This window comes from Actinotignum vesiculae (assembly GCF_051267215.1).
Classification (GTDB): domain Bacteria; phylum Actinomycetota; class Actinomycetes; order Actinomycetales; family Actinomycetaceae; genus Actinotignum; species Actinotignum schaalii.
This window is the reverse complement of record NZ_JBOZGG010000002.1, coordinates 55,229-79,551: the sequence shown is the minus strand read 5'-3', so window position 1 is coordinate 79,551 and position 24,323 is coordinate 55,229. Positions and strand designations below refer to the sequence as shown.

At 61.9% G+C, this 24,323-nt stretch carries 19 protein-coding genes and 1 pseudogene; 5 read left to right on the top strand and 15 right to left on the bottom strand.

All coding sequences use genetic code 11. The annotated features are described in order from the left end of the window. Positions 1-2: 2 nt before the first annotated feature. Positions 3-1,856 carry a translation elongation factor 4 gene (gene lepA / locus ACRQHG_RS01580; protein ID WP_087070857.1) on the bottom strand — a complete coding sequence of 618 codons (1,854 nt, stop codon included), beginning with the start codon at positions 1,854-1,856 and terminating at the stop codon, positions 3-5. A gap of 100 nt (positions 1,857-1,956) precedes the next feature. Between lepA and ACRQHG_RS01575 the strand changes: the two genes are divergently transcribed. The 3 genes from ACRQHG_RS01575 (at position 1,957) to rpsT (ending at position 3,996) form a co-directional block, all read left to right on the top strand. Then, entirely contained in the window at positions 1,957-2,934 is a 978-nt protein-coding gene (locus ACRQHG_RS01575; RefSeq protein ID WP_244899282.1) for an LLM class flavin-dependent oxidoreductase, read from the top strand. A 122-nt stretch (positions 2,935-3,056) separates the two neighbouring features. Next, positions 3,057-3,569: a PH domain-containing protein gene (locus ACRQHG_RS01570; RefSeq protein WP_435713254.1), complete on the top strand. Its 513-nt coding sequence runs from the start codon at positions 3,057-3,059 to the stop codon at positions 3,567-3,569. Positions 3,570-3,729: 160 nt separating this feature from the next. Then, positions 3,730-3,996, top strand: coding sequence for a 30S ribosomal protein S20 (gene rpsT / locus ACRQHG_RS01565; RefSeq protein WP_016442875.1), 267 nt, complete (start codon positions 3,730-3,732; stop codon positions 3,994-3,996). A gap of 139 nt (positions 3,997-4,135) precedes the next feature. Here rpsT and ACRQHG_RS01560 read toward each other — a convergent pair whose 3' ends face one another. From ACRQHG_RS01560 to ACRQHG_RS01530, 7 genes and pseudogenes are all read right to left on the bottom strand, one after another. Continuing rightward, positions 4,136-4,318 carry a hypothetical protein gene (locus tag ACRQHG_RS01560; RefSeq protein WP_435713255.1) on the bottom strand — a complete coding sequence of 61 codons (183 nt, stop codon included), beginning with the start codon at positions 4,316-4,318 and terminating at the stop codon, positions 4,136-4,138. Positions 4,319-4,326: 8 nt separating this feature from the next. After that, positions 4,327-4,734, bottom strand: coding sequence for a hypothetical protein (locus tag ACRQHG_RS01555; protein ID WP_435713256.1), 408 nt, complete (start codon positions 4,732-4,734; stop codon positions 4,327-4,329). Between the two features lie 218 nt (positions 4,735-4,952). Beyond that, positions 4,953-6,386: a Re/Si-specific NAD(P)(+) transhydrogenase subunit beta gene (gene pntB / locus ACRQHG_RS01550; protein WP_087071197.1), complete on the bottom strand. Its 1,434-nt coding sequence runs from the start codon at positions 6,384-6,386 to the stop codon at positions 4,953-4,955. Between the two features lie 48 nt (positions 6,387-6,434). Beyond that, positions 6,435-7,961, bottom strand: coding sequence for a Re/Si-specific NAD(P)(+) transhydrogenase subunit alpha (locus ACRQHG_RS01545; RefSeq protein WP_435719366.1), 1,527 nt, complete (start codon positions 7,959-7,961; stop codon positions 6,435-6,437). 233 nt (positions 7,962-8,194) lie between these two features. Beyond that, complete coding sequence (gene holA, locus ACRQHG_RS01540) at positions 8,195-9,172, bottom strand: DNA polymerase III subunit delta (protein ID WP_435713258.1); 978 nt, start codon at positions 9,170-9,172, stop codon at positions 8,195-8,197. A 211-nt stretch (positions 9,173-9,383) separates the two neighbouring features. After that, positions 9,384-11,075, bottom strand: a pseudogene (locus tag ACRQHG_RS01535) (ComEC/Rec2 family competence protein); the annotation flags it as partial. Between the two features lie 572 nt (positions 11,076-11,647). Continuing rightward, on the bottom strand, positions 11,648-12,664 hold the full coding sequence (locus ACRQHG_RS01530) for a helix-hairpin-helix domain-containing protein (RefSeq protein WP_435713259.1): 1,017 nt from the start codon (positions 12,662-12,664) through the stop codon (positions 11,648-11,650). A 117-nt stretch (positions 12,665-12,781) separates the two neighbouring features. Between ACRQHG_RS01530 and ACRQHG_RS01525 the strand changes: the two genes are divergently transcribed. Then, positions 12,782-14,596: a helicase HerA-like domain-containing protein gene (locus ACRQHG_RS01525; protein WP_435713260.1), complete on the top strand. Its 1,815-nt coding sequence runs from the start codon at positions 12,782-12,784 to the stop codon at positions 14,594-14,596. Here the strand turns inward: ACRQHG_RS01525 and ACRQHG_RS01520 are convergent. Together ACRQHG_RS01520 and ACRQHG_RS01515 are read right to left on the bottom strand one after the other, a co-directional pair. Next, positions 14,568-15,545, bottom strand: coding sequence for an aldose 1-epimerase (locus ACRQHG_RS01520; protein ID WP_435713301.1), 978 nt, complete (start codon positions 15,543-15,545; stop codon positions 14,568-14,570). The two genes, ACRQHG_RS01525 and ACRQHG_RS01520, sit on opposite strands and share 29 nt — an antisense overlap. A 138-nt stretch (positions 15,546-15,683) precedes the next feature. Then, on the bottom strand, positions 15,684-18,584 hold the full coding sequence (locus tag ACRQHG_RS01515) for a leucine--tRNA ligase (RefSeq protein ID WP_435719387.1): 2,901 nt from the start codon (positions 18,582-18,584) through the stop codon (positions 15,684-15,686). A gap of 166 nt (positions 18,585-18,750) precedes the next feature. Here ACRQHG_RS01515 and ACRQHG_RS01510 point away from each other — a divergent pair, with 166 nt between their 5' ends. Beyond that, positions 18,751-19,191: an HIT family protein gene (locus ACRQHG_RS01510; protein WP_087070865.1), complete on the top strand. Its 441-nt coding sequence runs from the start codon at positions 18,751-18,753 to the stop codon at positions 19,189-19,191. A gap of 55 nt (positions 19,192-19,246) precedes the next feature. On the opposite strand, the gene ACRQHG_RS01505 is transcribed toward ACRQHG_RS01510, so the two are convergent. The 5 genes from ACRQHG_RS01505 to ACRQHG_RS01485 all read right to left on the bottom strand — a co-directional run bounded on the left by ACRQHG_RS01505 (position 19,247) and on the right by ACRQHG_RS01485 (position 24,283). Then, the gene (locus ACRQHG_RS01505; protein WP_435713261.1) at positions 19,247-19,999 is read right to left on the bottom strand and encodes an HAD-IIB family hydrolase; all 753 of its coding nucleotides are present in this window, start codon (positions 19,997-19,999) and stop codon (positions 19,247-19,249) included. A gap of 199 nt (positions 20,000-20,198) precedes the next feature. After that, complete coding sequence (locus tag ACRQHG_RS01500) at positions 20,199-20,702, bottom strand: hypothetical protein (RefSeq protein WP_435713262.1); 504 nt, start codon at positions 20,700-20,702, stop codon at positions 20,199-20,201. A 347-nt stretch (positions 20,703-21,049) separates the two neighbouring features. Continuing rightward, positions 21,050-22,399, bottom strand: a complete 1,350-nt coding sequence (locus ACRQHG_RS01495; RefSeq protein ID WP_435713263.1) for an NAD(P)/FAD-dependent oxidoreductase — start codon at positions 22,397-22,399, stop codon at positions 21,050-21,052. 76 nt (positions 22,400-22,475) lie between these two features. Beyond that, complete coding sequence (locus tag ACRQHG_RS01490; RefSeq protein ID WP_435713264.1) at positions 22,476-23,327, bottom strand: HAD-IIB family hydrolase; 852 nt, start codon at positions 23,325-23,327, stop codon at positions 22,476-22,478. After that, a complete protein-coding gene (locus ACRQHG_RS01485) occupies positions 23,324-24,283 on the bottom strand; it encodes a hypothetical protein (protein WP_284889069.1) in 960 nt (319 codons plus the stop codon). The genes ACRQHG_RS01490 and ACRQHG_RS01485 overlap by 4 nt, the downstream gene beginning before the upstream one ends. Positions 24,284-24,323 lie beyond the last annotated feature (40 nt).

Here is a 24,323-nt window from a genome sequence, read left to right as displayed (position 1 = left end):
ATCTACTTCCCCGTGGGTGCTTCGGAGGTGAGAGCCGCCACGAAAGCTTCCTGGGGCACGTCCACGCGCCCGATGGATTTCATGCGCTTCTTACCTTCCTTCTGCTTCTCCAGCAGCTTGCGTTTACGCGAGACGTCGCCGCCGTAGCACTTGGAAAGCACGTCCTTACGCAGCGCCTTGATGGTTTCGCGGGCAATAATGCGCGAACCCACCGCGGCCTGCACCGGAATTTCGAATTGCTGGCGCGGGATGAGGGTCTTGAGTTTCTTCGTCATCTCATTGCCGTAAGAGTAGGCCTTGTCCTTGTGGACGATGGCGGAGAAAGCATCGACCTGTTCGTGATTGAGCAGCACATCCACCTTGACCAGATCGGAGGGCTGTTCACCGGCAATATCGTAATCGAGGGAAGCGTAGCCCTTCGTGCGCGATTTGAGCTGGTCAAAGAAATCGGTCACGATCTCCGCCAGCGGCAGCACGTAGTGAATCTCCACCCGTTCGGCGGTGAGGTAATCCATGCCCTGGAGCGCCCCGCGCCGTTCCTGGCACAGCTCCATAATGGAGCCCACGTAATCGGAAGGAGCCAGGATAGTGGCGCGCACGGTCGGCTCGTAAATCTCGCGAATTTTCCCTTCCGGGAATTCCGAAGGATTCGTAACCGTGAGTTCTTCACCGGCATCCGTGATGACCCGGTAGATCACCGAGGGCGCGGTGGCAATAATATCGAGGTCGAATTCCCGCTCGAGGCGTTCGCGAATAATCTCCAGGTGGAGCAGACCGAGGAAGCCACAGCGGAACCCGAAACCGAGGGCCACCGAGCTTTCCGGTTCGTAAACCAGCGAAGCATCATTGAGCTTGAGTTTTTCCAGGGCCTCGCGCAGGTTCGGGAAATCGGAGCCATCCATCGGGTAGATCCCGGAGTACACCATCGGTTTCGGATCGAGGTAGCCGGGCAGGGCTTCGGTGGCGCTTTCTCGAGCGCCGGTCACGGTATCCCCCACGCGGGTTTGGCGCACATCCTTCACGCCGGTGATGAGGTAGCCGACCTCCCCGGCGCCCAGCGCGGTAGTGGGCGTGGGTTCGGGGGAAATCACGCCCAGTTCCAGGAGTTCGTGTTCGGTGCGGGTGGCCATGGTGCGCACCTTCGAACGGGTGGTCAGCTCACCATCAACCACACGCACATAGGTGACGACCCCGCGATAAATATCGTAAACAGAATCGAAAATCATGGCGCGAGCCGGGCCGTCCGGGCGCCCCGACGGCGCGGGAACCTCCGCGACGATCCGGTCGAGCAGCTCGGGCACACCCTCCCCCGTTTTCCCGGAGACTGCCAGGCAGTCTTCCGGTTCCACACCCAGGAGCGAGGCCACTTCTTCGGCGATTTTTTCCGGTTGCGCGGAAGGCAAATCGATTTTATTAAGGACGGGAATAATCGTGAGATCGTTTTCCATGGCCATATACAAATTGGCCAGGGTTTGCGCTTCGATTCCCTGGGTGGCATCCACGAGCAGCACCGCACCTTCGCAGGCCGCCAGCGAACGATTGACCTCATAAGAAAAGTCCACGTGGCCCGGGGTGTCGATCATATTGAGAGCGTAGGCTTTCCCCTCCACCGACCACGGCAAACGCACGGCCTGCGATTTGATGGTGATGCCGCGCTCACGCTCAATATCCATCCGGTCCAGGTATTGATCACGCATTTCACGCTGCTCCACAATCCCGGTGAGCTGGAGCATCCGGTCAGCTAGCGTGGACTTTCCGTGATCAATATGCGCAATAATGCAAAAATTTCGGATACGCTCGGGCGCCGTCGCGCCCGGAATAATGGCGCGCGATTCCTCAGCGGAAGAAATAGGCACGTCTCTCCTTCACAATAAACTCTGCTCAAGTATAGTCCTTGGACCATAATGGATATGGATATATCGGTCACGGGAGTTTGCCATGAATGTTCCTTTGTCAGTGTTAGATTTCGCTACGCGGTACGACGGCGAAGCTCCGGCCGCGGCCCTGCATCGCTGCGTCGATCTTGCTAAGCGCGCCGAAGCCGCCGGCTACACCCGGGTGTGGTACACCGAGCATCACAATATGCCCACGGTGATCTCCTCCTCCCCCGCGATTATCATCGGCTACGTTGCCTCGCATACCTCCCAGATTCGGCTGGGCGCGGGCGGGGTGATGCTCCCCAACCATTCCCCGCTCGTCATTGCTGAACAATTCGGGGCGTTGGCGGACATGTATCCGGGGCGTATTGATTTAGGACTCGGGCGGGCCCCGGGCACCGATAGCCGTACCCTCTACGCGCTGCGCCGCGATGCCAGCGCCTATGAGAACTTCCCGCGTGATGTGGTGGAACTCCAGGGATTCCTCGGGGATACCTCCCGAGTGCCGGGGGTGGCGGCCTATCCGGGCCAGGGCACCCACGTGCCCCTCATTATTCTGGGTTCTTCGCTTTTCGGGGCGGATCTGGCCGCGCAGCTGGGCCTGCCCTATTCTTTCGCTTCCCATTTCGCTCCGCGCCTGCTCCACGAGGCAATTGCCCACTACCGGGAGAATTTCCAGCCCTCGGAAGAACTGGCCGAGCCCTATGTTATTGCGGCGGTGAATGTAACAGCGGCAGAAACTTCGGAGGCAGCCGCCCGCGAATTTGAGCGGGTCAAGCGGGCCCGGGTCCGGAATATGTTGCTGCGCGGGGCGCCGGGCCGCGATATCTCCGATGCGGATCTTGATGCGGTGATGGACAGCGCGCAGGCTCGCCAAATCCTCGATATGCTGCGCTACACCGCGGTGGGGAACGCGGCCGAGGTGGGTGAATATCTGCGAAAGTTCGCCAGCGATGCGCAGGCCGATGAGCTCATGATTTCAGTGCAGGCTACCTCGCATGACGAATCACTGGCGTGCTTGGAGCTGGCCGCGCGTGGCTACGGCTTGGATAACTGAGGAATGCGCAGCGCTGGCAGCTAGGCGCGGCGTCGTACCGTAACGCGTAGCTTCGCGTTTCTCTCCCCCACGCTATCGGCCGCCTCACACGCCCGCGTTTTCTTTGTGGCACGATGGTTAGTATGCCTCTGTCGCAAAAACTACTCGGAACCGGCGAAGAACTCCTTGTCCATATGCACCCCGATGCCCGGCATTTGCTGCCGCGGGCGCTCGGTGCCGCGGCGGTGGTGTTCCTGGCGGTGCTCGGGGTGGTAGCGCTGCCGGCTCGGTGGCAGCCGCTGGCCGGGTGTCTGGTGGTGGCGGTCGGGGCGGGCGCGCTTATTGCGATTGCCGGATGGCCGTGGCTGCAGTGGTATATGAGCACGGTGAGTATTACCAACCGCCGGATTATTACTCGGCGCGGGGTGTTCACGAAGCTCGGGCACGATCTTCCGCTCGCCGCGGTGGCACGGGTGGATGCGCAACCTTCAGGTACCGGCACCTCCGGTTCCCTTCTTGTGACGACGACGTCAGGTGCCACGGTCACCCTGCGCCGCATCGCGAATCTTCCGGCTGTCACCACGTTCCTGAATACGCTACTGGACAAGCGCGCGGGAGAGGGGATTCACACCGGGGCCTCGCGCGAAACCGCCTGATTCTGGTAGTGTTTGGAGATGGACTTTCACCGGTCGGGTGGCAAGTCCTTGTTCTTTCGTAACAACCACGGGTGCCCCACGCCCGCAGTCCTACGAGGAACGCTTCCCTCTCCGACCATATTCATCTATCGCCTAGCGATTGACCGAAAGAGATATTTCATTGGCTAATATCAAGCAGCAGAAGAAGCGCGTTCTGACGAACGAGAAGCGTCGCCTTCGCAACCAGGCCGTTAAGTCGGAACTGAAGACCTACATCCGTAAGACTCGCCTTGCCGTGGAAGCCGGCAATGCCGAAGAGGCGGAAACCCTCCTGGCCGCGGCCTCCCGCAAGCTGGACAAGGCTGTGTCCAAGGGTGTTATTCACCGCAACCAGGCAGCGAACCGCAAGTCGAAGCTTGCTAAGCGCGTGAACGCACTGGCTAAGTAGGCTGTGCTCCGGCCATGCAGGCCGGCCCCCGGCGCGGTTGTATCTGTTATCTCTACCGCGCTGATGCTTAGAGAAAAGCGGCTGGAACCTAGGCGTTCCAGCCGCTTTTCATATCCGTTCGCATCCGGCGCGAATTTTCTCATTCTTCTCCTTCGTGCTCGCCCTCGCGTTCCGCTTCCAAACCGCGGCGTTCCATTTCCAAACGGCGCAGCGTAGCGCGTACTTCGTTTTCACGGTGCCGCTGCCACAGCGCAAGGCCAAATAGCCCAAACGTAACAAGGCCGAGGATAAGAGCGGAATCGTGCCAGCGGTTATCTTTCACTAAACCCATTATCGCGACACCCAGCGTTGCGCCGAGCCACGAACTTGCCCATATGAAATATCTCTTCGAGCGCATACCTCCTCCTTAAATTTCATTGCACGGACGATTGATGTTTTCATAAAATACCTGGGTGGACACTCACCCAGCAACCCGAGCTCTCCGCACTCTTCTTCCTCGCGCGCGCGTTCCGCTTCCAAACGGCGCAGTGTAGCGCGTACTTCGTTTTCACGGTACCGATGCCACAGCGCAAGGCCGAGTAACGCAAGAGTGACAAGGGCGGGGATAAGAGTGAAATCGTACCAACGGTTATCTGTCAATATGTTCGCAATGCAGCCTCCCAAAGTAGCTCCGAATGCAAGTTGCGAGAAATAGAAATACCTTTTTGAACGCATATTTCTTCCTCCTTTCTTCTTCATTCCACGATAATTGACACCTTTATTATAACGTGATTCCCGTCTCATATGTGGAATTTTTGTTCATGTATTTCGGTATTTCCACGATATACACGTAGCGCAGGTGGCCGGAACACCTTTCAGGTTCCGGCCACCTGCGCTAGCTGAGGGATTCTCTAAGCGGTTATAGTTGTGCAGCACGCCCCGGCCGCGCCCGGGATTGGGCGCAGGAGCGGGCTACCTTAACCGGGGAAAGCCGCGTTGATGGCATCCACGGATGCCTTGGCATCGCCGAGCAGCATATCGGTATTCTCATTAAAGAACAGCGGGTTTTGCACTCCGGCATAGCCGGCATTGCCCATGGATCGCTTGAATACGATCACCTTCTTGGCATCCCACACATGCAGCACCGGCATACCCGCGATGGGCGAACCGGGCTCGGAAGCCGAAGGATTGACAGTATCATTCGCCCCGATAACCAGCACGACATCGGTATCAGCGAAGGAATCGTTAATATCGTCCATTTCCTCCACGATGTCATAGGGGACTTTCGCTTCGGCCAGCAGCACGTTCATATGCCCGGGCAGGCGCCCGGCCACCGGATGGATAGCGAAACGCACCTCGGTTCCGTTATCGCGCAGCTTCTTCGTCAGCTCCGCCACCGGATATTGGGCCTGGGCCACGGCCATACCGTAACCGGGGGCAATAATCACCGAGCTAGCGTCCGCGAGTTCTTGGGCCACCTCCGCCGCGGTGGTTTCCGTGTGGCTGCCATAGTCACGCGCCTCTCCGGTAACTGCGCCGTCGGACCCAAAACCGCCGAGGATCACGGAAATGAAGGAACGGTTCATGGCCTTGCACATGATGTAGGAGAGGTACGCGCCCGAGGACCCCACCAGCGCTCCGGTAATGATAAGGAGGTCATTGCCGAGGGTGAAGCCGGCCATCGCTGCCGCCCAACCCGAGTAGGAATTGAGCATAGATACGACGACGGGCATATCGCCACCGCCAATCGCGAGCACCATATGTGCCCCGAGCAGCAGCGCAATAATCGTGATGAGGATGAGGGGAATGAGGCCGGCCCCCACCCCGCGGGTCCAGGCGAACCAAATAATAAGCCCCAGGCACGCCAGGATCGCGAGCAGATTGAGAAGATTACGGGCCGGAAGCACCAGCGGCTTGCCGGGGATCTTCCCCGCGAGTTTCAGGTAGGCGCATACCGAGCCGGTGAAGGTGATCGCACCGATGAACACCGCCAAGCCCACTTCGCCCATATGGAAGGCGTTTGTGGGGGAGAAATCTTCCCCGGGTTGCTGGAGGAAGGAGTTGTAGCCCACCAGCACCGCTGCTGCGCCCACGAAGGAATGCAGCAGGGCGATGAGTTCGGGCATGCCCGTCATTTCTACGGTGCGGGCCCGCCAGATCCCAATGCCGCCGCCCACCACGAGAGCAATCACGAGCACCAGCACAATAACAACGGAAGAAGATTCCGTGGGGTAAGCGAGGACCGCGATAATCGTGGCAACAAGGGCCAGCAGCATTCCGATGGCGCCCAGAATATTGCCTTTCGCCGCAGTTTCCTGTTTGGAAAGCCCGGCTAGGGCGAGGATGAAGAGCAGGGCCGCCACCAGGTAGGCGACGGTTTGCACGCTAGCAGCGACCTTGAGACCGCCCAGGCTCGGGGCGGCGAGGGTTACGACGTCGTTAATAGTGGTGAGCACGGCTTAGCTCCTCTTGAACATAGACAGCATGCGCGCGGTCACCAGGAATCCACCGAAAATATTGATGGATGCGATGGTGAGGGCGATGGCGGCAAGGATGGTCACGGCTATATGCCCGGAACCGAGCTGGAGGATTGCCCCCACCACGATGATTCCGGAGATCGCGTTCGTCACGGACATGAGCGGGGTGTGCAGCGCGTGCGTCACCGAGGTGATGACGTAGAAGCCCACCACGCAGGCCAGCATGAACACGATGAAATGCGAGGTCATGCTCGGCGGGGCCGTGAAGAGAATCCACAGCGCTACCGCCGCTGCCAGGCCGGCCCACAGGTAGCGCACGGCGCTGGGGCGGGCCGGTTCGGGCGCAGCCGGGGGTGCGGGAGGTGCCGGGGGCGCGGCCGGGGCGGCCGAGACCTTGATGGGCGGGGGCGGCCAGGCCACCGCTCCCCCGAGGGTGACCAGAATGCCACGCACAATATCATCCTCGGTATCCAGGACCAGCTGGCCATCCTTCTGCGGCGTGGTGAGTTTGAGGAAATTGACGAGGTTCTGCCCGAAAAGCTGGGAGGCTTGGCCGGGCAGGCGCAAGGCGAGATCTTCGTAGCCGATAATCGTGACGCCGTTGGCGGTGTGGACGATTTCTCCCGGGCGGGTGCCGGCAACGTTTCCGCCGTTGGCCGCCGCCAAATCCACGATGACGCTGCCGGGTTTCATGGCTGCCACTGCCTCAGAGTCCAAAAGGAGCGGGGCCGGCTTGCCGGGGATGAGCGCCGTCGTAATAACAATATCCGCGGCGGCGGCTTCCCGGGCGTAGACAACCCCGGCGGCATTGGCCTGATCCGCGGTCATTTCGCGGGCGTAACCGTCCGCGGATTCCTGGCGCACCGGGATCTCCACGAATTCGGCGCCCATGGACTGGACCTGTTCGGCCACATCAGCACGCACGTCCGTTGCTTTAACGATTGCGCCCATGGAATTGGCGGTGCCGACCGCGGCGAGCCCGGCAACGCCCGCTCCGATAACGTACACGGTGGCCGGGGGAACTTTACCGGCGGCGGTGACCTGGCCGGTGAAAAGCCGCCCGAAGTGGGAGGCTGCTTCGATCACGGCCCGGTAGCCGGAAATATTAGCCATGGAGGACCGTACGTCCATGGACTGGGCGCGGGAAATACGCGGAATTGCGTCAAGCGCCAGGGCCGTGAGTCCGCGGCGCGAAAGTTCCTCGATAAGTTCGGGTGAGCCGGCCGGGTTCATGCGCGCAATGAGGGTGGCGCCGCGGCTCATGCGGTCAAGGTAGCTGATATCCGGGGCGTCGGTGGCTAAAACGATATCCGCGGCCCAGGCTTCTTGTGCGGAGACGAGGCGTGCGCCCGCGCTTTCGTACTGGCTATCGGGGTAGGACGAGGCCTCCCCCGCCCCCGTTTCCACCGCGACCTCGTAGCCCAAAGCGATGAGCTTGGCCACGGTATCGGGGGTGCCCGCCACCAGGGGGTCACCCGGGCGGGTACTTTTAGGTATTCCAACAAGCATAAAGTGCTCCTCAGTACAGCACTGCCGTGCTGCGTTCTGCGTGGGCGGCGCTCCAGATACGCCATTGTCGCGCCGCCGCGGGACAACCCTTATTATTCCACGTTTCCCGAAAGGGCCTGAGCGTGCGGGAAAGTGTGAGACTGCGGCCCGGCCTATCGACCACGCCGGATAGATCCTACCTGCTGCGCCGGGCGCTACTGGACGTACCGCGGCCTATCGACCGCGGCCGGATACTACCTGCTGCGCCGCGCCCGCCCGATAGCAATAATCGCGTGTTCTACGGCGTACTGCGGATCGCGGGAGGCACCCTTGACCTGTTCATCGGCGAGCGCCACGGCTCGGATGGCTTGCCCGAGCCCGGCATCGCTCCATCCGCGCGCTTCCCGCCGAGCCCGTTGGGCTTGCCAGGGCGCCATTTTCAATTCCTTCTGGCTGATTCCCGGCGCCTGGACGATAGCGAGCTGGCGCAGTTTCGCCGCGAGCGCGGCCACGATAGGGACGGGATTGACCCGGGTGGTGAAAGCGTGGCGGGCCAGCGCTAAAGCTTGGCCGGTGCGCCCGGCCAAGGCCGCGTCCGCGATCTCAAAGGGGGTTGCTTCATTGCGCCCGGCGTAGAAATCGCGAATATGATCTTCGGTGATCATCCCCTCCACATCGGCGAGGAGCTGGGCGGTAGCGCTGAGGAGTTCACGCAGATCCTGGCCGAGTGCATCAACGAGGGCCCGCACCGCGCCGTCCGTGATTTTGCGCCCGGCGGCTCGCACATCCGCCGTCACCAAACGCGCTTTATCATCATCGCGTTTGATTTTTTCGATGCGGGCTACTTGCCAGCCACCCGCAGCGATGGCGTCGAGGAGTTTTTTGCCGCGAGTGCCTCCCCCGTGTTGGATAATCACGGGGATATCCGCGTTGGGTTGCGGAAGATAGGCGAGCATTTCCGCGAGGAACGCGTCGTTCATATGTTCGGCGCCGGTCACGACGACGATGCGGTGATCCCCGAAAAGTGAAGGTGAGGTGTGGAGGGCGAGGGAGCCGCGCTCGTAGGACGCGGCGTCTAGGCGCACGACCTGCACCTCGGGATGTGCTTGGCGAGCGAGGCGCACGAGCCGGGCCCAGGCGCGTTCGGCCAGCACTGGCTCTGCACCAATAATGAGGATGACCGGTTCTAAGCGGAGGGCGTCGTACCCGACCGTGTGTTCTTTGGCTGCCATGGTTCCATTCTCTCATGTCGTAACTCACCTGCTGGACGGCAGGTGGCCGCACCGGTTCCGCGCACTTCGATACCAACTCGCCGTCTGCCCACGCTATTGCCCCGCAGGTGAGGGTCGGATAGATGCGCGCGCTGGCATAGAGTTCGTAGACGCGCGCGGAGGGGTGCCCGTAACTGTTCTCGCCTACGGATATGAGGGCAATTGCGGGGTCAAGTTCACGGGCGAGGCGCTCGGATTGGTCCGCGCTTCCGTGATGGGCGACGACGGCGATATCAACCGGCCCAACCGCGCCCACGAGGCGTTCTTGGGCCGGGGCAGTCGCATCCCCGAGAACCACAATGCGCTGGGCGGCCTGGGTAGTGCCGTTGGGTGAGCTAGTGCCGCCGGCCGAGCTGTCACTACCCGCCCGGCGCGCGCTATCTACTCCCTCGGCATCAAGGAGAACCACGAGGGAATCGGCATTAGCTTCCTCGGGAATGCTACGCGCACCCGGCCGCGGGCTGAGAATCCGAGCAATGGGCACATTATCTACCCGCAGTGTTGTTCCTGCGGCTACCACACTAACCGGAATGGAGTGCGATTCGAGCAGTTCCAGGGCGGTGCGGGACTGGGGCTTCGGGGCGGAATTTGGTGATATCCATGCCGCGCTGATCGTGGTGGATGTGAGAACGTCACGTAATCCTTCTACGTGGTCGGAGTGGAAATGGGAGAGGATGAGCAGGTCAAGATGATTCACCTGGGCATCTGCCAAGCAGCGGGCAGCGGCTGGGGTTTGCGGCCCCACGTCGATCATGACTGTGTATCCGCGCACCCGGTAGAGGAAAGCTGATCCCTGGCCCACATCGCATTGCACCGCCGTCCAGTTGGGAGGAATGGCGGCGTTCCCGGGCCAGCGTGATAACCCGAGAGCCGCGAGTGCTCCCACAAGAATAATGGCCGCGCTCAGGCGGGGTACCACCAGGAGCGCCAGAACCGCGCATATATGACCGATGCCGGCAAGAACGAGGGGAATTCCCGAGCCGGGTAGGGAGGCAAGCAGGCGGGCTATCTGGTCAATCCACCACGTTGATAAAGCGGCACCGGAGATGGCGAGACTGGCGAGCATGGGGAATAGCGGGGCCGTGAGGGCGCCGACGAGTCCGAAAATGGTCAGCGGTGCGACCACGGGTGCCACGAGGGCATTGGCGGGGACCGCCCATAGCGACCCGGCTTCGGTAAAGAGGAGGAGTACGGGTAGGCAAGATAGTTGGGCTACCAGAGGAATAGCTATGACCCGGGCCAGGGTGGCCGGGAAGAACCGGGTGAGGTAGTCGGTGAGTCGGTATCCCCCGCAGATAATTCCGAGGGTGGCGCTGGCGGAGAGCAGGAAACCGTAGCCGGTTGCGAGCCAGGGATCAATAAGGGCAGCCGCGATGCTCGCACAGCTCAGGGCATTGATAGCTTGGCTACGGCGGTTCATTCCGAGTGCGGCCAGAACCACCAGGCCCATGAGGGCCGCGCGGATAACTGAGGGTGCGGGGCCCACCAGAATCACCAGTCCGCCTAAACCAACGGCTCCGGCAAGGGCAGTGCGCAGCGGCCGGGCCCGGCCGACCGCCATAATAATGATGCCGAGGACGAGCGAAACATGGGCCCCTGATACCGCAATGAGGTGGGTGAGGGCAGTTGTGCGCATGGCTTCTTCAAGTTCTGGTGATACCCGGGTATCGTCGCCTAGCGCTACCCCGGGAATGAGGCCGCGGGCGTGTTCGGGGCGGGAAGACAGCAGCGCGGCGAGCGCAGTATCGATGCGATGGACGACGCGCGCGCTGAGTGCGCCGCTTCCACTTAGCTGGAGTGCGGGCCCGGACCAGCGGGCGCTTTCGCGCCGCCCTTCCACCGCGGTGAGCCGGCCGTGGCCCATCACGTATTGGCCGGCCAGTGCGGTGCAGGGAAGCTCCGCGCGGATACGCGCACGCGGGCCGGCATCGAGTCGCACCCCGCTAGCGCCCGCGGTGGTGATTGTGCGAGGGCGCAGGAGCGCGGTGCATTTTTCTTCTCCCCACGGCGTGGTGGAGGGCTCCGGGCGGGTCGCGATAGCGGCTTCCAGTTCCACGCTTGCCTGGACCGCTGGGATATGTGCCGCGGAGAGGGCGAGCAGCCCGGCGATACTGGCAGCGCTCGCCGTGCACGCCACCGCGAGGATGCTCAAGACCACCCCGCTTGCCTTCCCGCGCAGCTGCGGATGGGAACGGGCATGGCCGGCTACCGCCCAGGCTGCCGCGAGGCACAGAGCAGCGCCGAGGAATGCGAGCTGCGCGTGCCCATTCAGAGCCGCCCACGCCCCGCCCAGAGCTGCACCGGCCGGTGGAAGAAGGCGCATATCTTGGCCGTGGCCCGTTTTCACGGATACCGAGTCGCGCTGGCTGCTACGAGTATGGGTGCAGGTACGAGTACGGGTGCAGGTACGAGTGCGGGCGCGGGCGCGAACGCCGGTCATACTGTCACCAAGGCGGATAGCTTCGTGAATTTAGCTGGCCCAATACCGGGGACCTCGAGGAGATCCTCCGGAGACGTGAAAGGACCGTTACTTTCCCTCCAGGTGAGGATATCCAGGGCGGTGGCCGGGCCTACCCCGGGCAGGGTTTCCAAGTCACTAGCCGAGGCAGTATTGAGGTTAATGAGGGCACCGGGATTGCTTTTCCCGGATCCCCCACCAGCGGCCCCGCTGCCTCCACCTCCAGCGCCGCCATTCTTTCCGCCTTTGCTGCCACCGCTCCCACCCGGGTTCGTGCTGCCTCCCGAACCGGACAGCGCTCGCGGTGCCTCACCGGGTGCGGGTATGTGGATATGGGAACCATCTGTTACGGGTTCGGCAAGATTGATCGCGGCACCATCCGCATTCGGGGTGAGTCCGCCGGCTAATTCCACCAGGTCGTTCACCCGGGCTCCACCGGGAGCGCTATATACACCCGGGGTTGCCACCTCACCGGAAATATAGGCGACGATAGTTGTGGGACTGGATTCGCCCGCGGTGGGGGTGGCCGGACCAGATTCGCCGCGCGCCGCTTCGCCTTGAGATGCACCCGGAGTAGCTGGTGGGCCGGAGGAAACCACGGCCGGGCCTTCGGTGCTGGAGACCGGGCCGGCCACGCTGCTCCTCGGTGGTACCGCGGCGGGGCTAGCGGAGGCCGCGCCGCCCCCGCGCCCGAGCCAGGCCAGCACTCCAAGTATGAGGAGCCCACCCAACAGAGCAATGGCGAAAGCGCCAAGTGTTCGGGGAGACCAGCGCCATCGCGATGCTTGCGCGGGCGTGGTGAGCACGGCGATATCTTCACCGGTACCAGCCCCGAGGGCAAGAGCCGCGAAATCCCGTACCGCGCTCCGGCCCGGCGGCCCACCCCGACTTCTACCCGGCGGTCCACCCGCACTCGGATCCAGGCCTGCCTCCGGTATCGGATCGGTGCGGGGCAGGCTGAGGCGCGGGGCTGGGTGCGGTAATGAGGTAGTCATGGGCCTATCATGCGCGCCCGCGCGCACCCGGCGCCGGCGCCCCGGCACACGTGGGGATAACGCCGACGTTTGGCCAGCTGTGGATAGTTCCAGGCATCGCCGCTCTACAATATTGGTATGAACGACACCGATATTGCCCGCTTGCGCGCCGAGGCGGCCGAAGCCGCTGCCAAAGCTGCCCGCGCGGAAGCCGAACTCGCCCAGGCTCGCCTCGATGCCGCCCTCGCCGCCACATCCACCACCGCGGCAGAAACGCACCCACCCGTGCAGCCGGCGGCGTCGTCGCCGAAAGACTCCCCGGAACACTCCCCGCAACCCAATAATGACGATTACGCGAACGAGGTGGCGCGCAGCTATCAGGTATCCGGCCCGGCTCTCACCCTAGGCGCCTACCTGGACCCGGCCGGGAATCCGCGGCCCGATGTGCTGGTGCGGCTGCCTTTCGCGAGTTTCAATCGGCACGGGCTGGTGTGCGGGGCGACCGGCACCGGGAAAACTCGTACCCTCCAGCTGCTGGCTGAACAGCTGAGCGCGGCCGGCGTGGCCGTTTTCCTTACCGACATTAAGGGCGATCTTTCCGGCCTGTGCGAGGCAGGCTCGGCTTCCGATAAGCTCACGGCGCGCACCCGGGCCTTGGGGCAGAATTGGGCGGGGGCCTCGTTCCCGCTGCATCTGTATTCCCTCACCGAAACGACCGGGGTGCCGCTGCGTTCCACGGTGGAGGATTTCGGTGCGCTACTACTGGCGCGGGCCCTGAAACTGAATGACACCCAGGAATCGGCGCTGGCCTTGGTTTTCGCGTGGGCGGAGCAGGAGAATCTGCGCCTGTACACCCTGGAGGATCTGCGCGAGGTGCTCCATTATTTGACCACGGACGGGAAGGCGGAGCTTTCCGGTATCGGCGGGGTGTCCACCGCGACCGCCGGCGTGATTTTGCGCGAGGTATCTGCCCTGGCCGCGCAGGGTGGCGATGTGTTTTTCCAGCGTCCCTCCTTTAGCCCGAGCGAACTCATTGCCCACGAAGGCGAGCGCGGTGTTATTTCCGCCCTTGAGCTACCGGACGTGCGCGATATGCCCGAACTTTTCTCCACGTTCACGATGTGGGTGCTCAGCCGGCTCTTTTCTGATCTGCCCGAGGTGGGCGATACTCCCCTGCCCCGCCTGGTGTTTTTCTTCGATGAAGCGCATTTGCTGTTCTCGGGTGCGTCCCGGAATTTCGTGGACGAGGTGACCCGGGTGGTGCGCCTCATCCGTTCCAAGGGCATGGGTGTTTTCTTCGTCACCCAGACTCCGCAGGATATTCCCGAATCGGTGCTCGCGCAGCTGGGCACCCGGATTCACCACGCCCTGCGCGCCCACACCCCCAAGGATGTCAAGGTCCTCAAGGAAACGGCAAAAACTTTCCCCTTCTCGCCCCTGGATATTGCGGCCGTGCTGCCCGCGTTGGGGACCGGTGAGGCTGTGGTCACGGGTTTGGCCGACGACGGCGCCCCTACGGCTGTGGCCCCTACTCGGCTATGGGCGCCGCGCTCCGTCATGGGCCCGGCCAGCCCGGCTGCCTTGCGCACCGCCCTCGGAGCAACACCCCGGCCTGCTCCTCTTTCCGGGGAAGCCGCGAGCGAGGGCGCGGCCCGCGCGGTTGCCGAGCGGCGCGCGCAGCTGGAAGCCGCGGCAGCGGCAGCGAAAGAAGCGGAAGAGCAGCGGAGGGCCGAGGAGGCCGCGGCGAAGAAAGCCGCCCGCGAGGCGGAGAAAAAGCTGGCCGCCGCGGAACGGGAAGCCGAGCGGGCCGCTCAGCGGGCCCAGCGGAATGCGGAGAAGGAGGCTGCGCGCCAGGCGCGGCGCCGTGATGCCGCCATCGATTCGGTGGTGCGCAGCGCCGGGCGGTCACTGGGCCGCTCGATTATTAATTCGATTTTCGGGCGGCGCCGCTAGCGCCGGCCGGATAGCTGATGGTGACGGTAAGGCTGCGGGACTGGCCCGGGGCGAGGGCCACCCGCCCTACCTGATCCGAGCGATTAAAAGCATTGGGAAGGGCGGACGCCGGGGCCACCAGGAGGGCTTCCCGCGCGCCGCGCTCCAGCGTATCCCCGGTCCACAGCCGCACGTACGGTGCTTCGCTGGGTTCCTGAGCGAGGATAATATCGCGTTCGCGGGCCGGATCGGTGAGGACGGTTGCCACGATGCCGTCGCTGGTGGGTACGAGCGAGGTAAAGGTGGAGTCGATCCGGCTAGCTCCGAGCACCGGCCATTCGACCGGGGTGCTCACCCCGGTGAGCGCGGCATCTCCGGGGGCCGGGATTCCTTGGGCGTCGGCGGCGATTTTGGTGCGCGCACTGACCGTTGCCGACATTTTTGAAATGGAGGCGAGCTGCGGGAAACGCATGTACCCGTTCCACGCAAGCGCCACCGGGGCGCAGCTTTCACCGCGGTTCGTTACTTCCACACTGACGGAAAGATTATGGGTGCCCGCGCTGGAATCCCCCAGCGCGTACACCACTTGCAAGCCCACCGGCCAGGGGTACCCGGTGACCGCGGGAAGTTCCGCCCGCAAAATAAGGGCATCCGCGGAGCGTTCCCGCTGGAATTCGCAATTGTGGACGCGCAGGCAGCGCCCGCTGGTATCCCCCTCCAGCTGGTAGCTTTGCCCATCCCAGGTGTAGCGCCCACCGGCGAGCGGCCCCACCCAGGGTGCCTCAATAAGCCCGCGCCCGCCGGCTGCTTCCTCCAATTCGGCGGCGCTGCGGTAGCCGGAAAACACTTCACCATCGGGACTCCAGGAGAGAAGGGTGGCACCGCGCGCCGCCACGAGGGCACTGGCTCCGCCGGGCGCGCTGAGAAGCCATGCCGGTTTACCGTCAAAGTCGTGCGTCGTGATGCGCATACGTGCCACGATGTCCTCCTTACTCCCGCGGGTTCCTTCCCTTGGATTGGTGCCCGAGTTCTGAGCTTGAGCTGGGTTCCGGGTGCGGTGCCGGATTCTGGGTCTGAACCCGGCCCCGCGCCCAAACCAGTATCCGCTTTACGGAACGATATTAATGAGTCCGGGTGCCCGCACGATAATCTTGCGCGGTTCGCCGTCCAGGAAGGACTGCACCCGTTCCTCCGCCAGGGCCCGAGCGGTCAGATCCGCATCGGAAATATCCTGGGGTACCTCCAGGCGGGCCCGGACTTTACCCTTCACCTGCACCACGCAGGTCACGGTGTCATCCACCAGCAGCGAAGCATCGCTGACCTGCGGGAAAGCAGCGCGCGCCACCAGGCCGGGCTGGCCCAAACGCGACCAGAGTTCTTCGGCAATATGGGGAGCCACCGGGGCCACCATCGCCACGATAGCGCAGGTGGCTTCCCGCGGCACCGCATCCAGCCCAGTGAGGTGGTTATTGAGCACGATGAGCTTGGAAATCGCGGTATTGATACGCATATGGTCGTAATCGTCCGCGACTCCGGCAATGGTACGGGCCAACAGCTTCGCGGTTTCGGCATCGGGAGCCGTATCGCTGACCGTCACCTCACCGGTGCGTTCATCAACGATATTGCGCCACAGCCGCTGGAGGAAGCGCTGCGAACCCACCACCGCGCGGGTATCCCAGGGGCGGGAAACATCGAGGGGCCCCATGGACATTTCGTAAACACGGAAGGTATCCGCACCGTACTGGTCGGCCATATCATCGGGCGTGATGATGTTCTTGAGGGATTTGCCCATCTTCCCGTATTCCCGATTGACTTTCTCCCCCTGGTAGTAGAAGACCGCTTCCCCATTTTCTTCGCGTTCTTCTACCTCATCGGCCGGCACATAGGCCCCGCGGGAATCGGTATAGGCATAGGCCTGTACGTAGCCCTGGTTGAAGAGCTTGTGGAACGGCTCGGAGGAAGAAACATAACCCAGATCAAAGAGGACCTTGTGCCAGAAACGCGCGTACAGCAGGTGGAGCACAGCATGTTCGACGCCGCCCACATACAAATCCACCCCTCCGGAGGTGTTACCGGACTCGGGCCGCGGGCCCATCCAGTAGGCTTCATTTTCCGGGGCGCAGAAGCTATCGGCATTGGTGGGATCCACATAGCGCAATTCGTACCAGCACGAGCCAGCCCACTGCGGCATGGTATTGGTTTCGCGGCGGTACTTCTTGAGCCCGTCCCCCAGGTCAAGCTCGACATTCACCCATTCCGGATTGCGTTCCAGCGGGGGTTGGGGAGCCGAATGTGCGTCGTCGGCATCATAAGACGCTGGCGAGAAGTCTTCCATTTCGGGCAGCTCCAAGGGGAGCATCGATTCGGGTAGCGCGTGCGCAATCCCCTCCTCATCCCAGACGATCGGGAAGGGTTCACCCCAGTAGCGCTGGCGCGAGAAGAGCCAATCGTGCAGGCGGTAGGTGACGGTTGCGGTTCCGGCGCCGCGTTCTTCCAGCCAGGCGATAATAGCGGCCATGGATTCCGTTTTGCTCATGCCGTTGAGGGAGATGGCCTCATTGGCGGAATCGACGAGGATGCCGTCCCCGGTGTAGGCGCCTTCGTCCAGGTTCGGGCCGTACGGGTCCTCCGCCGGGCCGATGGTGCGGATAACGTCCAGATTGTATTCGCGCGCGAAAGCCCAGTCGCGGTCATCGTGGGCGGGAACAGCCATAATGGCGCCAGTTCCGTAACCGACCAGCACGTAATCCGCCACGAAAACCGGAACCTTGGCGCCGTTGACCGGGTTGATCCCGAAGAGCCCGGAGAAAACGCCGGTCTTTTCGTGGGTATCCGAGGTGCGTTCCATATCGGATTTCGCGGCGGCGCGCGCCCGGTAGGCCGCTACCGCTTCGCGCGGGGTGGCGTATCCGCCGGTCCATTCTTCGCGGGTGCCTTCCGGCCAGCTATCGGGAACCTGGAGGGCCTGCGCATCGGCTTCCGCGCCGGGCTCGGTCCCGCCCAGGGCGGCGTGTTCGGGAGCAACGGCCATAAAGCTAGCCCCGAAGAGGGTATCGGGGCGGGTGGTATACACATCCAGAACCCGCCCGGAGCCGTCAGAAAGCTCGAAGCGAACCGTGGCGCCGTGGGAGCGCCCGATCCAGTTCTGCTGCATGGCTCGCACTTTATCGGGCCAGTCGATGGTATCCAGATCGCTGACGAGGCGATCCGCGTAGGCGGTAATCCGCATCATCCACTGGGCGAGATTACGCCGGAACACCGGGAAGTTGCCGCGTTCGGAGCGCCCTTCCGCGGTCACTTCCTCATTGGCGAGCACCGTTCCCAGGCCCGGGCACCAATTAACGGGTGCTTCCTTGATATAAACCAGGCGGTATTCACTGAGCGCCTCCGCCTTTTCTTTCTTGGAGAGTTCCTCCCAGGGTCGACCATCCGGAGTGGCCTTTTCCCCGCTAGCGAATTTCGCTTCAAGTTCCTCGATGGGCCGGGCAGCGCCGTTGCCACGCCCGTCCCGGCGCGGGTAATCCGGGTCAAACCAGGAATTGAATACCTTGGTGAAAATCCACTGGGTCCACTTCACGTACTCAATATCGGTAGTGGAGAAAACGCGGCGCGAATCGTGGGAGAGCCCGAGGCGGTGCAGCTGGGCGGCCATATTGGCAATATTTTCCGCGGTGGTGATGGCCGGGTGCTTGCCGTTTTGTACCGCGAATTGTTCGGCGGGAAGTCCGAAGGCGTCGTAGCCCATGGTGTAGAGGACGTTCTCACCCTTCATGCGGTGGTAGCGGGCCACGGTATCCGTGGCGATATAGCCGAGCGGATGACCTACGTGCAGGCCGCGCCCGGAAGGATAGGGGAACATGTCCTGGATGAAGAACTTCGGCGCCGAGGTATCACCCGCGAGATCCCCAACCGGGTTCGCGGCGTAGAAGGCACCTTCCTCTTCCCAGCGTTCCTGCCAGTGGGCTTCGATCTCATTTGCCAGCTCCGCGGTGTAGCGGAACTGGGTCATATCCTCAGCGCTCAAGGGTACTCCTTTTCGACGGTCGACTTCGGTCAATTGTAGCTCTCTCCTACGACAAATCTCAGGTCGTCCACAGCGGGAAGGCGGCGCTGGCAGCCGCGGCCCGTGCAGCCGGCATCCGCGGGCCAGCAAAGCCGGCGACTAGACTGGTACCATGAGCGTCTTTTCAAAAATTATTGCCGGTGAGATTCCGGGTCGTTTCGTTTGGGCCGACGACGTGTGCGTTGCTTTCGCAACTCTTGAACCGCATGCCCGCGGGCATGTTCTGGTTGTGCCACGCGCGGAAATTGATCGCTTCACCGATCTTGATGATGACACGGCGGCGCATCTTTTCATCGTTGCCAAGCGGATCGGTAAAGCCCAGATCGCGGCTTTCGGGGTGGATCGGGCGATGCTGGTCATCGCCGGTCTGGGCGTGCCCCACACCCACCTGCACGTTATTCCCGCGGATTCGGAAAATGTCACCAGTTTCGCTTCGGCTCGCAAGGATGTGCCCGGAGTCGAATTGGACGCGGCCATGGAGGAATTGCGCGCGGCCCTACGCGAACAGGGCTGGGAGGCTTTCGTTCCCGAACAGCTCGGTTCCCTCGCCTAGGCGAACTCGCTTAGACCCGCGTTGCGGGCAAGGCTTGCGGCCCGCGCGCAGCGGTTTAGGCCAGCCCCACCAGGTTCTCAATGAATTCGGCGGTGTCGGTCCAGTCCCGTACCGCGTGGGTATCAATACCGAGCCGGGTGACCGGGTAGTCATTACCGGCCGGGTCGAGCCGGTCCCCCACAAAAAGCATCTGCGCGATGGGGATGCCGGTTTGCTTGGAGAGTTCTGCAATTCCGTAGGCTTTGTCCACGCCTTTGCGGGTAATATCCACGGAGGTTGAACCGCCCGAGCGCACTTCCAGGTGCGGCAGACGCGCTGCGACAGCTTCTCGCAGCGCGTTTTTCTTTTCCCCGCTCGGATCCCAGGCGCGTTTCGCTTCCAACGGTGCACTTTGCCCGAGCGCGGAGAACGTGACTTGGGAGCCGCGGTCTTCCAGGATCTCCCCCCAGGTGGTGCTTTCCCACAGGCCGAGCCGGCGCGCTTCTTCTTCCAAGGCCAGTGCCGCGTCCCGGCGTTCTTCCGCGCTGAGGTTGCGGACGTACACATCGCGCCACTGCCCCGCATCGTGAACAAGGTAGCGGGTTCCGCAGGTGGGCATGAGGTGGAGGCGCACGAGCTCCGCGGGAGTGCAGTCCAGCCCTTCCAGGAGCTGGCTTTCGAACTGCCCGAATTGCCCGCCGGAAATCACGCATACCTCGTAAGTATCCAGCAATGCCCGCAGGGCGCGCGCCATGCGTTCGGGCAGCGCGGATTTGGAGGGCGCCAGGGTATCGTCCAGGTCAAAAGCAATAAGGCGGTAAGACGTCATAGCCACAGTATGGTGCATGGGCCGGGCAGATGCGAAATAATGGCCGGCTTGATGCACAGATCCGGTCCGATACCCACGCATTCTTACGACGACGTAGCGGGCTGATACATCGCGATGTATCAGCCCGCTGGTGGGTTTCGCACGGCAGGGCAGCTGGCTGATGAGAAGCCCGCGGCCCGGCCAGACGTGCTAGACCCGCTTATTGTTCGTCTTTGATGGCTGCTTCGCAGAGCAACCGGGCCCCGCCAATAATAAGAACAGCAACCACGAGGCTGAGGAGGAAGCTGAGGACTCCGGCGAGCGCAACCGTGGTGGGAGTGTATTCACCGAAAACGCTAATCATCGCGAAAAGCGAGACGAGCACGTGGCAGCCGGCCACGATAAAGGCGAGGATCATGATGATCGGCGCGATAGAACGCGCTACCCGAGTGGAGAAGTTCGTGGAGAACAGCGCCGCGAAACCGGAAGGGTTGTGCGGCTGCTGGGGCTGAGGCGGGTAGCCGTAGCCCGGCGCCGAGTAGGCTGACGGTGCCCACTGGCCCTGCTGCGGAGCGGGGATATAGGGCTGGCCCTGCGCCTGATTCTGCTGGCTCTGCTGATTCTGCTGGTCAAATCCCTGCTGGTAGGACTGCTGTTCCGGCTGGGGGCTCTGCTGACCATAACCGGGGTTATTATCAGGGAACTGGTTATTCTGTTCGCTCATGAGTATTCCTTCCGTAACGAGCGATGGCCACGACGCGATCATGACCCGAGGCACTTCACACTTAAAATACCAAGAAAGTGGAAACGCGCGTATTCATCTCACTGCCCGCCGGACGCGGGTAGGTACCAACTAAGCGTAGCTATCCGTAGCGGCCACCGCGAATAGGACAGATCCAGCACAGGACCTGAGGGCGGGCCGAGGGATAGGGCTACCTGGACATCTTCTGGCAGTATCTCATTCATACCTGAATGATGGCATGAGGTTACGACAGAAAAATCTTGAGGTAGCCCTCCCCCGGCCCGCTACGTTCCGGATCGGCGCCGCACTGCGGATATTACCGCAGTGCCCTAGGCTCCGACCTTCTCTACTTCTTCACTATCCAGCTTCGGAGAGGCACTTACGTTACCTTGGCGCGCCCGCCGCGAGAAGGGGTGGATATCCCCCACGATCACATCGTGCCGCTTCGGGAAGAGGAAGTACTTCGAAGCGAGGTTGGCGAAGGTCGCGAACATTTCCCGCCCGGACTGGAGCTGCTGGATATGCAAGGCATTCCACATGAGCCAGGAGAACTTCCCGGTAATAGCCGGCAGATGCGGAATTTCGGTCACCGCGAAACCAACGCCCACGGTGGCCATGGTGCCCTTGTCGAAGTACTCGAAAGGCTCGGTTTCCCTGCCCGCCAGATTATTGGAAATGACCTTGGCGATATGCCGCCCACCCTGGATAGCAGGTTGGGCCAGCTGCGGAAGCCCGCGTTCGCCGCTCACAGCAACGTCTCCGGCAGCGAAAACGCCGTCGACCCCTTCCACCTGGAAGTGTTCATTCACCTGGATGCGCCCGCGCGCACCTTGCGGCACGCTCCATTCCTTGACCTCGGGCGGAACCCCCACCCCGGAGGACCAGACGATCAGCGAGGCATCAATCCACTCTTCTTCTTCCGTCTTGGTGTTCTTCACCAGGATGCGGTTGTCCTCCACCGCGGAAACGGCCTGGTTGAGGAGCACTTTCACGCCGCGATCTTCGAGAGCGCGGTGGGCGGCGTTACGGCTCTTCTCATCGAAAGGCCCGAGAACCGTGGGTGCCATATCCACGAGGATGATCTCAAATTGCTCGGTATCGATGCTGGGATAAAGCGTCTCGAAATCGAAATTACGCAATTCGGCAATAGCGCCGGCGGTTTCCACGCCGGTGGGGCCCGCCCCGCACACAACCACCCGGAAAGGCCCGGCATTTTCGGCGGCGTCCATGCCATCCAGCAGCCCGTAGAGCCGGTCGCGTACCTGAAGCGCTTCATCGCGCGTGTACATCGGCAAGGTGTGCTCCGCGGCGCCCTTAATACCGAAGTAAGCAGCGCTCACACCGGTGGCGAGGACGAGGTAGTCATAAGCCATCGTGCGCTCGTCATCGAGCTCGATGATCTTATTATCCGTATCCACGTGCTGGAGCTCCCCGAGCACGAAACGCAGATTCTTCTGCTTGCTCCGCAATGCGCGCAGGTTGTAGGTAATATCCCCCGCGTTGAGCGCGCCCGAAGCCACTTGGAAAAGCAGCGGCTTGAACGTGGTGTACGGATTCTTATCAATGAGCGTTACCCGCACGGGTGCCTCGCGAAGGCCACGTGCCGCTTGGATACCGGCAAAGCCACCGCCGACGATGACCACATGCGGTAACGCACTTCCTTTAATATTGTGACTCATACCCCATAACATAGTGGATATGTGAGCTAGTTTCCAATACTTCACTTACGCGCAAAATAGTGACCCTCAGCAAATATCACCGCAGCACCGCGGCAACCAGATCGGCAACCGGCACGGGGCCCGCGGGGAGGATCCAGCGGGCCGCGGCCGTAGTTTCGGCGCTGGCCTGCGGCATTGCACAGCTCAGCGCGATTTCACGCATCCACGGAATGTCATTGGCGGAGTCCCCCACGCCTAAGGTGTGTGCCGCGTCCAGCCCGCGCGCCTGTAGCGCCAGCTCGATTCCTTCCCACTTGGTCACCCCGGGAGCCACCACATCAACAAAATTCGCGTGCCCGCGCACCGCCCCGGGAAACGCCTCCTGCCAGAGCTCACGAAGCCGGTCCAGTTCAGTTTCGGTTCCGGAGAAGGAGAGTTTCGTGATGGTATCGGCCGTAAGGCCGGCGACGTCGCCGCGGAGCGGTTCCCGCCCCGCGGACGCATTGCAAATAACGTCCTCATACAGGGGCTCCCCAAAACTTTGTACGACGACGCTCTCGCTGCCATTGACGACTATGCCGAGGTGGTGGTCCTCCGCGAAGCGGATGGCGCGCGCATAGGCGGTGGCGCCGAGCGGGTGGCGACGCACTACCGCGTGCCCGTCCCAGACGATGGATCCGCCTTCGGCTACCACCCATCCGGGTACCCCGGCTTCCGTGAGGATATCGGCCGCCCCGGCGATGATGCGCCCGGTCGCCAGGGTAATCGGGATGCCGGCGGCGTGGAGCTGTTGGAGCGCACGGATATTTTCCGGGAGTACCCGCGAGCTAGCGTCCGTGAGGGTGCCGTCCACGTCGAAAAGAACATTCGTGGGGCGGGCGAATTCGCGTTCGCAATAGGTGATGTGCCCGGAGGCGTCTAATACTCCCAGCTGATGGCGAATCTTCATTTTTCGTTATCCCTGTGTGCCTCACAAGAAGCTACTTCCCCGCTTAGGAAAACTCGCAGATTTTTTCGAAGTTTACGCTCTCCAAATACACGAAGCCCGCTCATTTCGCTGACTCGTTGCACTTTGTACCACGAGTCGGAACCCAGAATAAGGAGCAATTCACAACCGACAATCCCATATGAACTAATAAGCTTGCGAAGCGCTTTCACTCCAGCATCGATCTCCCCGCTCTTACACTCGATCCAATACATGGACGATTCGCTAAGAATGAGGCAATCAATTTCACGAATAGTACCATCCGGAAAACGAAGCTCCACATTGGGGTAGGAACGTATCTGAGCCCCGGTTGTCTGGCGGATATCAGCAATAACATCCCTGATGAGGAAAACTACCCACCTTTCGAACCATCCACCGTTGAAGAATTGGTAGTAAGTGCCGTCTGCGGCAACGCTGACCGTTATTAGCTTTGCTTCGTTGTCGTAGCTGTAGGCTTCGAACACTCCCAAGTTATAGAGAACTGCACAGAACTGAGTAAGGGTGCTCTGTTGAATTCTCGCGAAGCGCTCGATATGAAGATCAAAACTGCGGTCAGAAGCATTCAAGTTATGCATCGCGGAGAGTAGAGGTTTCAGCATGTTACCCCGAGTTCCAATATAGACCGCTATGTATTCAAGTAAACCATCATATCCGCGCACCTCGTGCATACGTTGCAGTTCCAGGCCCCGCTCTCGGAGGGATTCTTTCAACCAACCAATATCCGGAGCCGAAAGCCCCGAACGTAGGAGGAGGCGCCGATTTTCCCGTAAGGCTAAATAATGGCTTTTCTCGGTTACATAGGTTTTAGGCAAAAGTAGTGTCTCAAGTAAATCGATGCGTTGCTCGAGCTCAGTTAATTTTTGGCGGGGACGGATATAGGCATCAAGATACTTTTTACACTGACTGAACAACCGCCACACGTGACCACCCTCAACTTATCAATTAGTTCATTCAATCCTA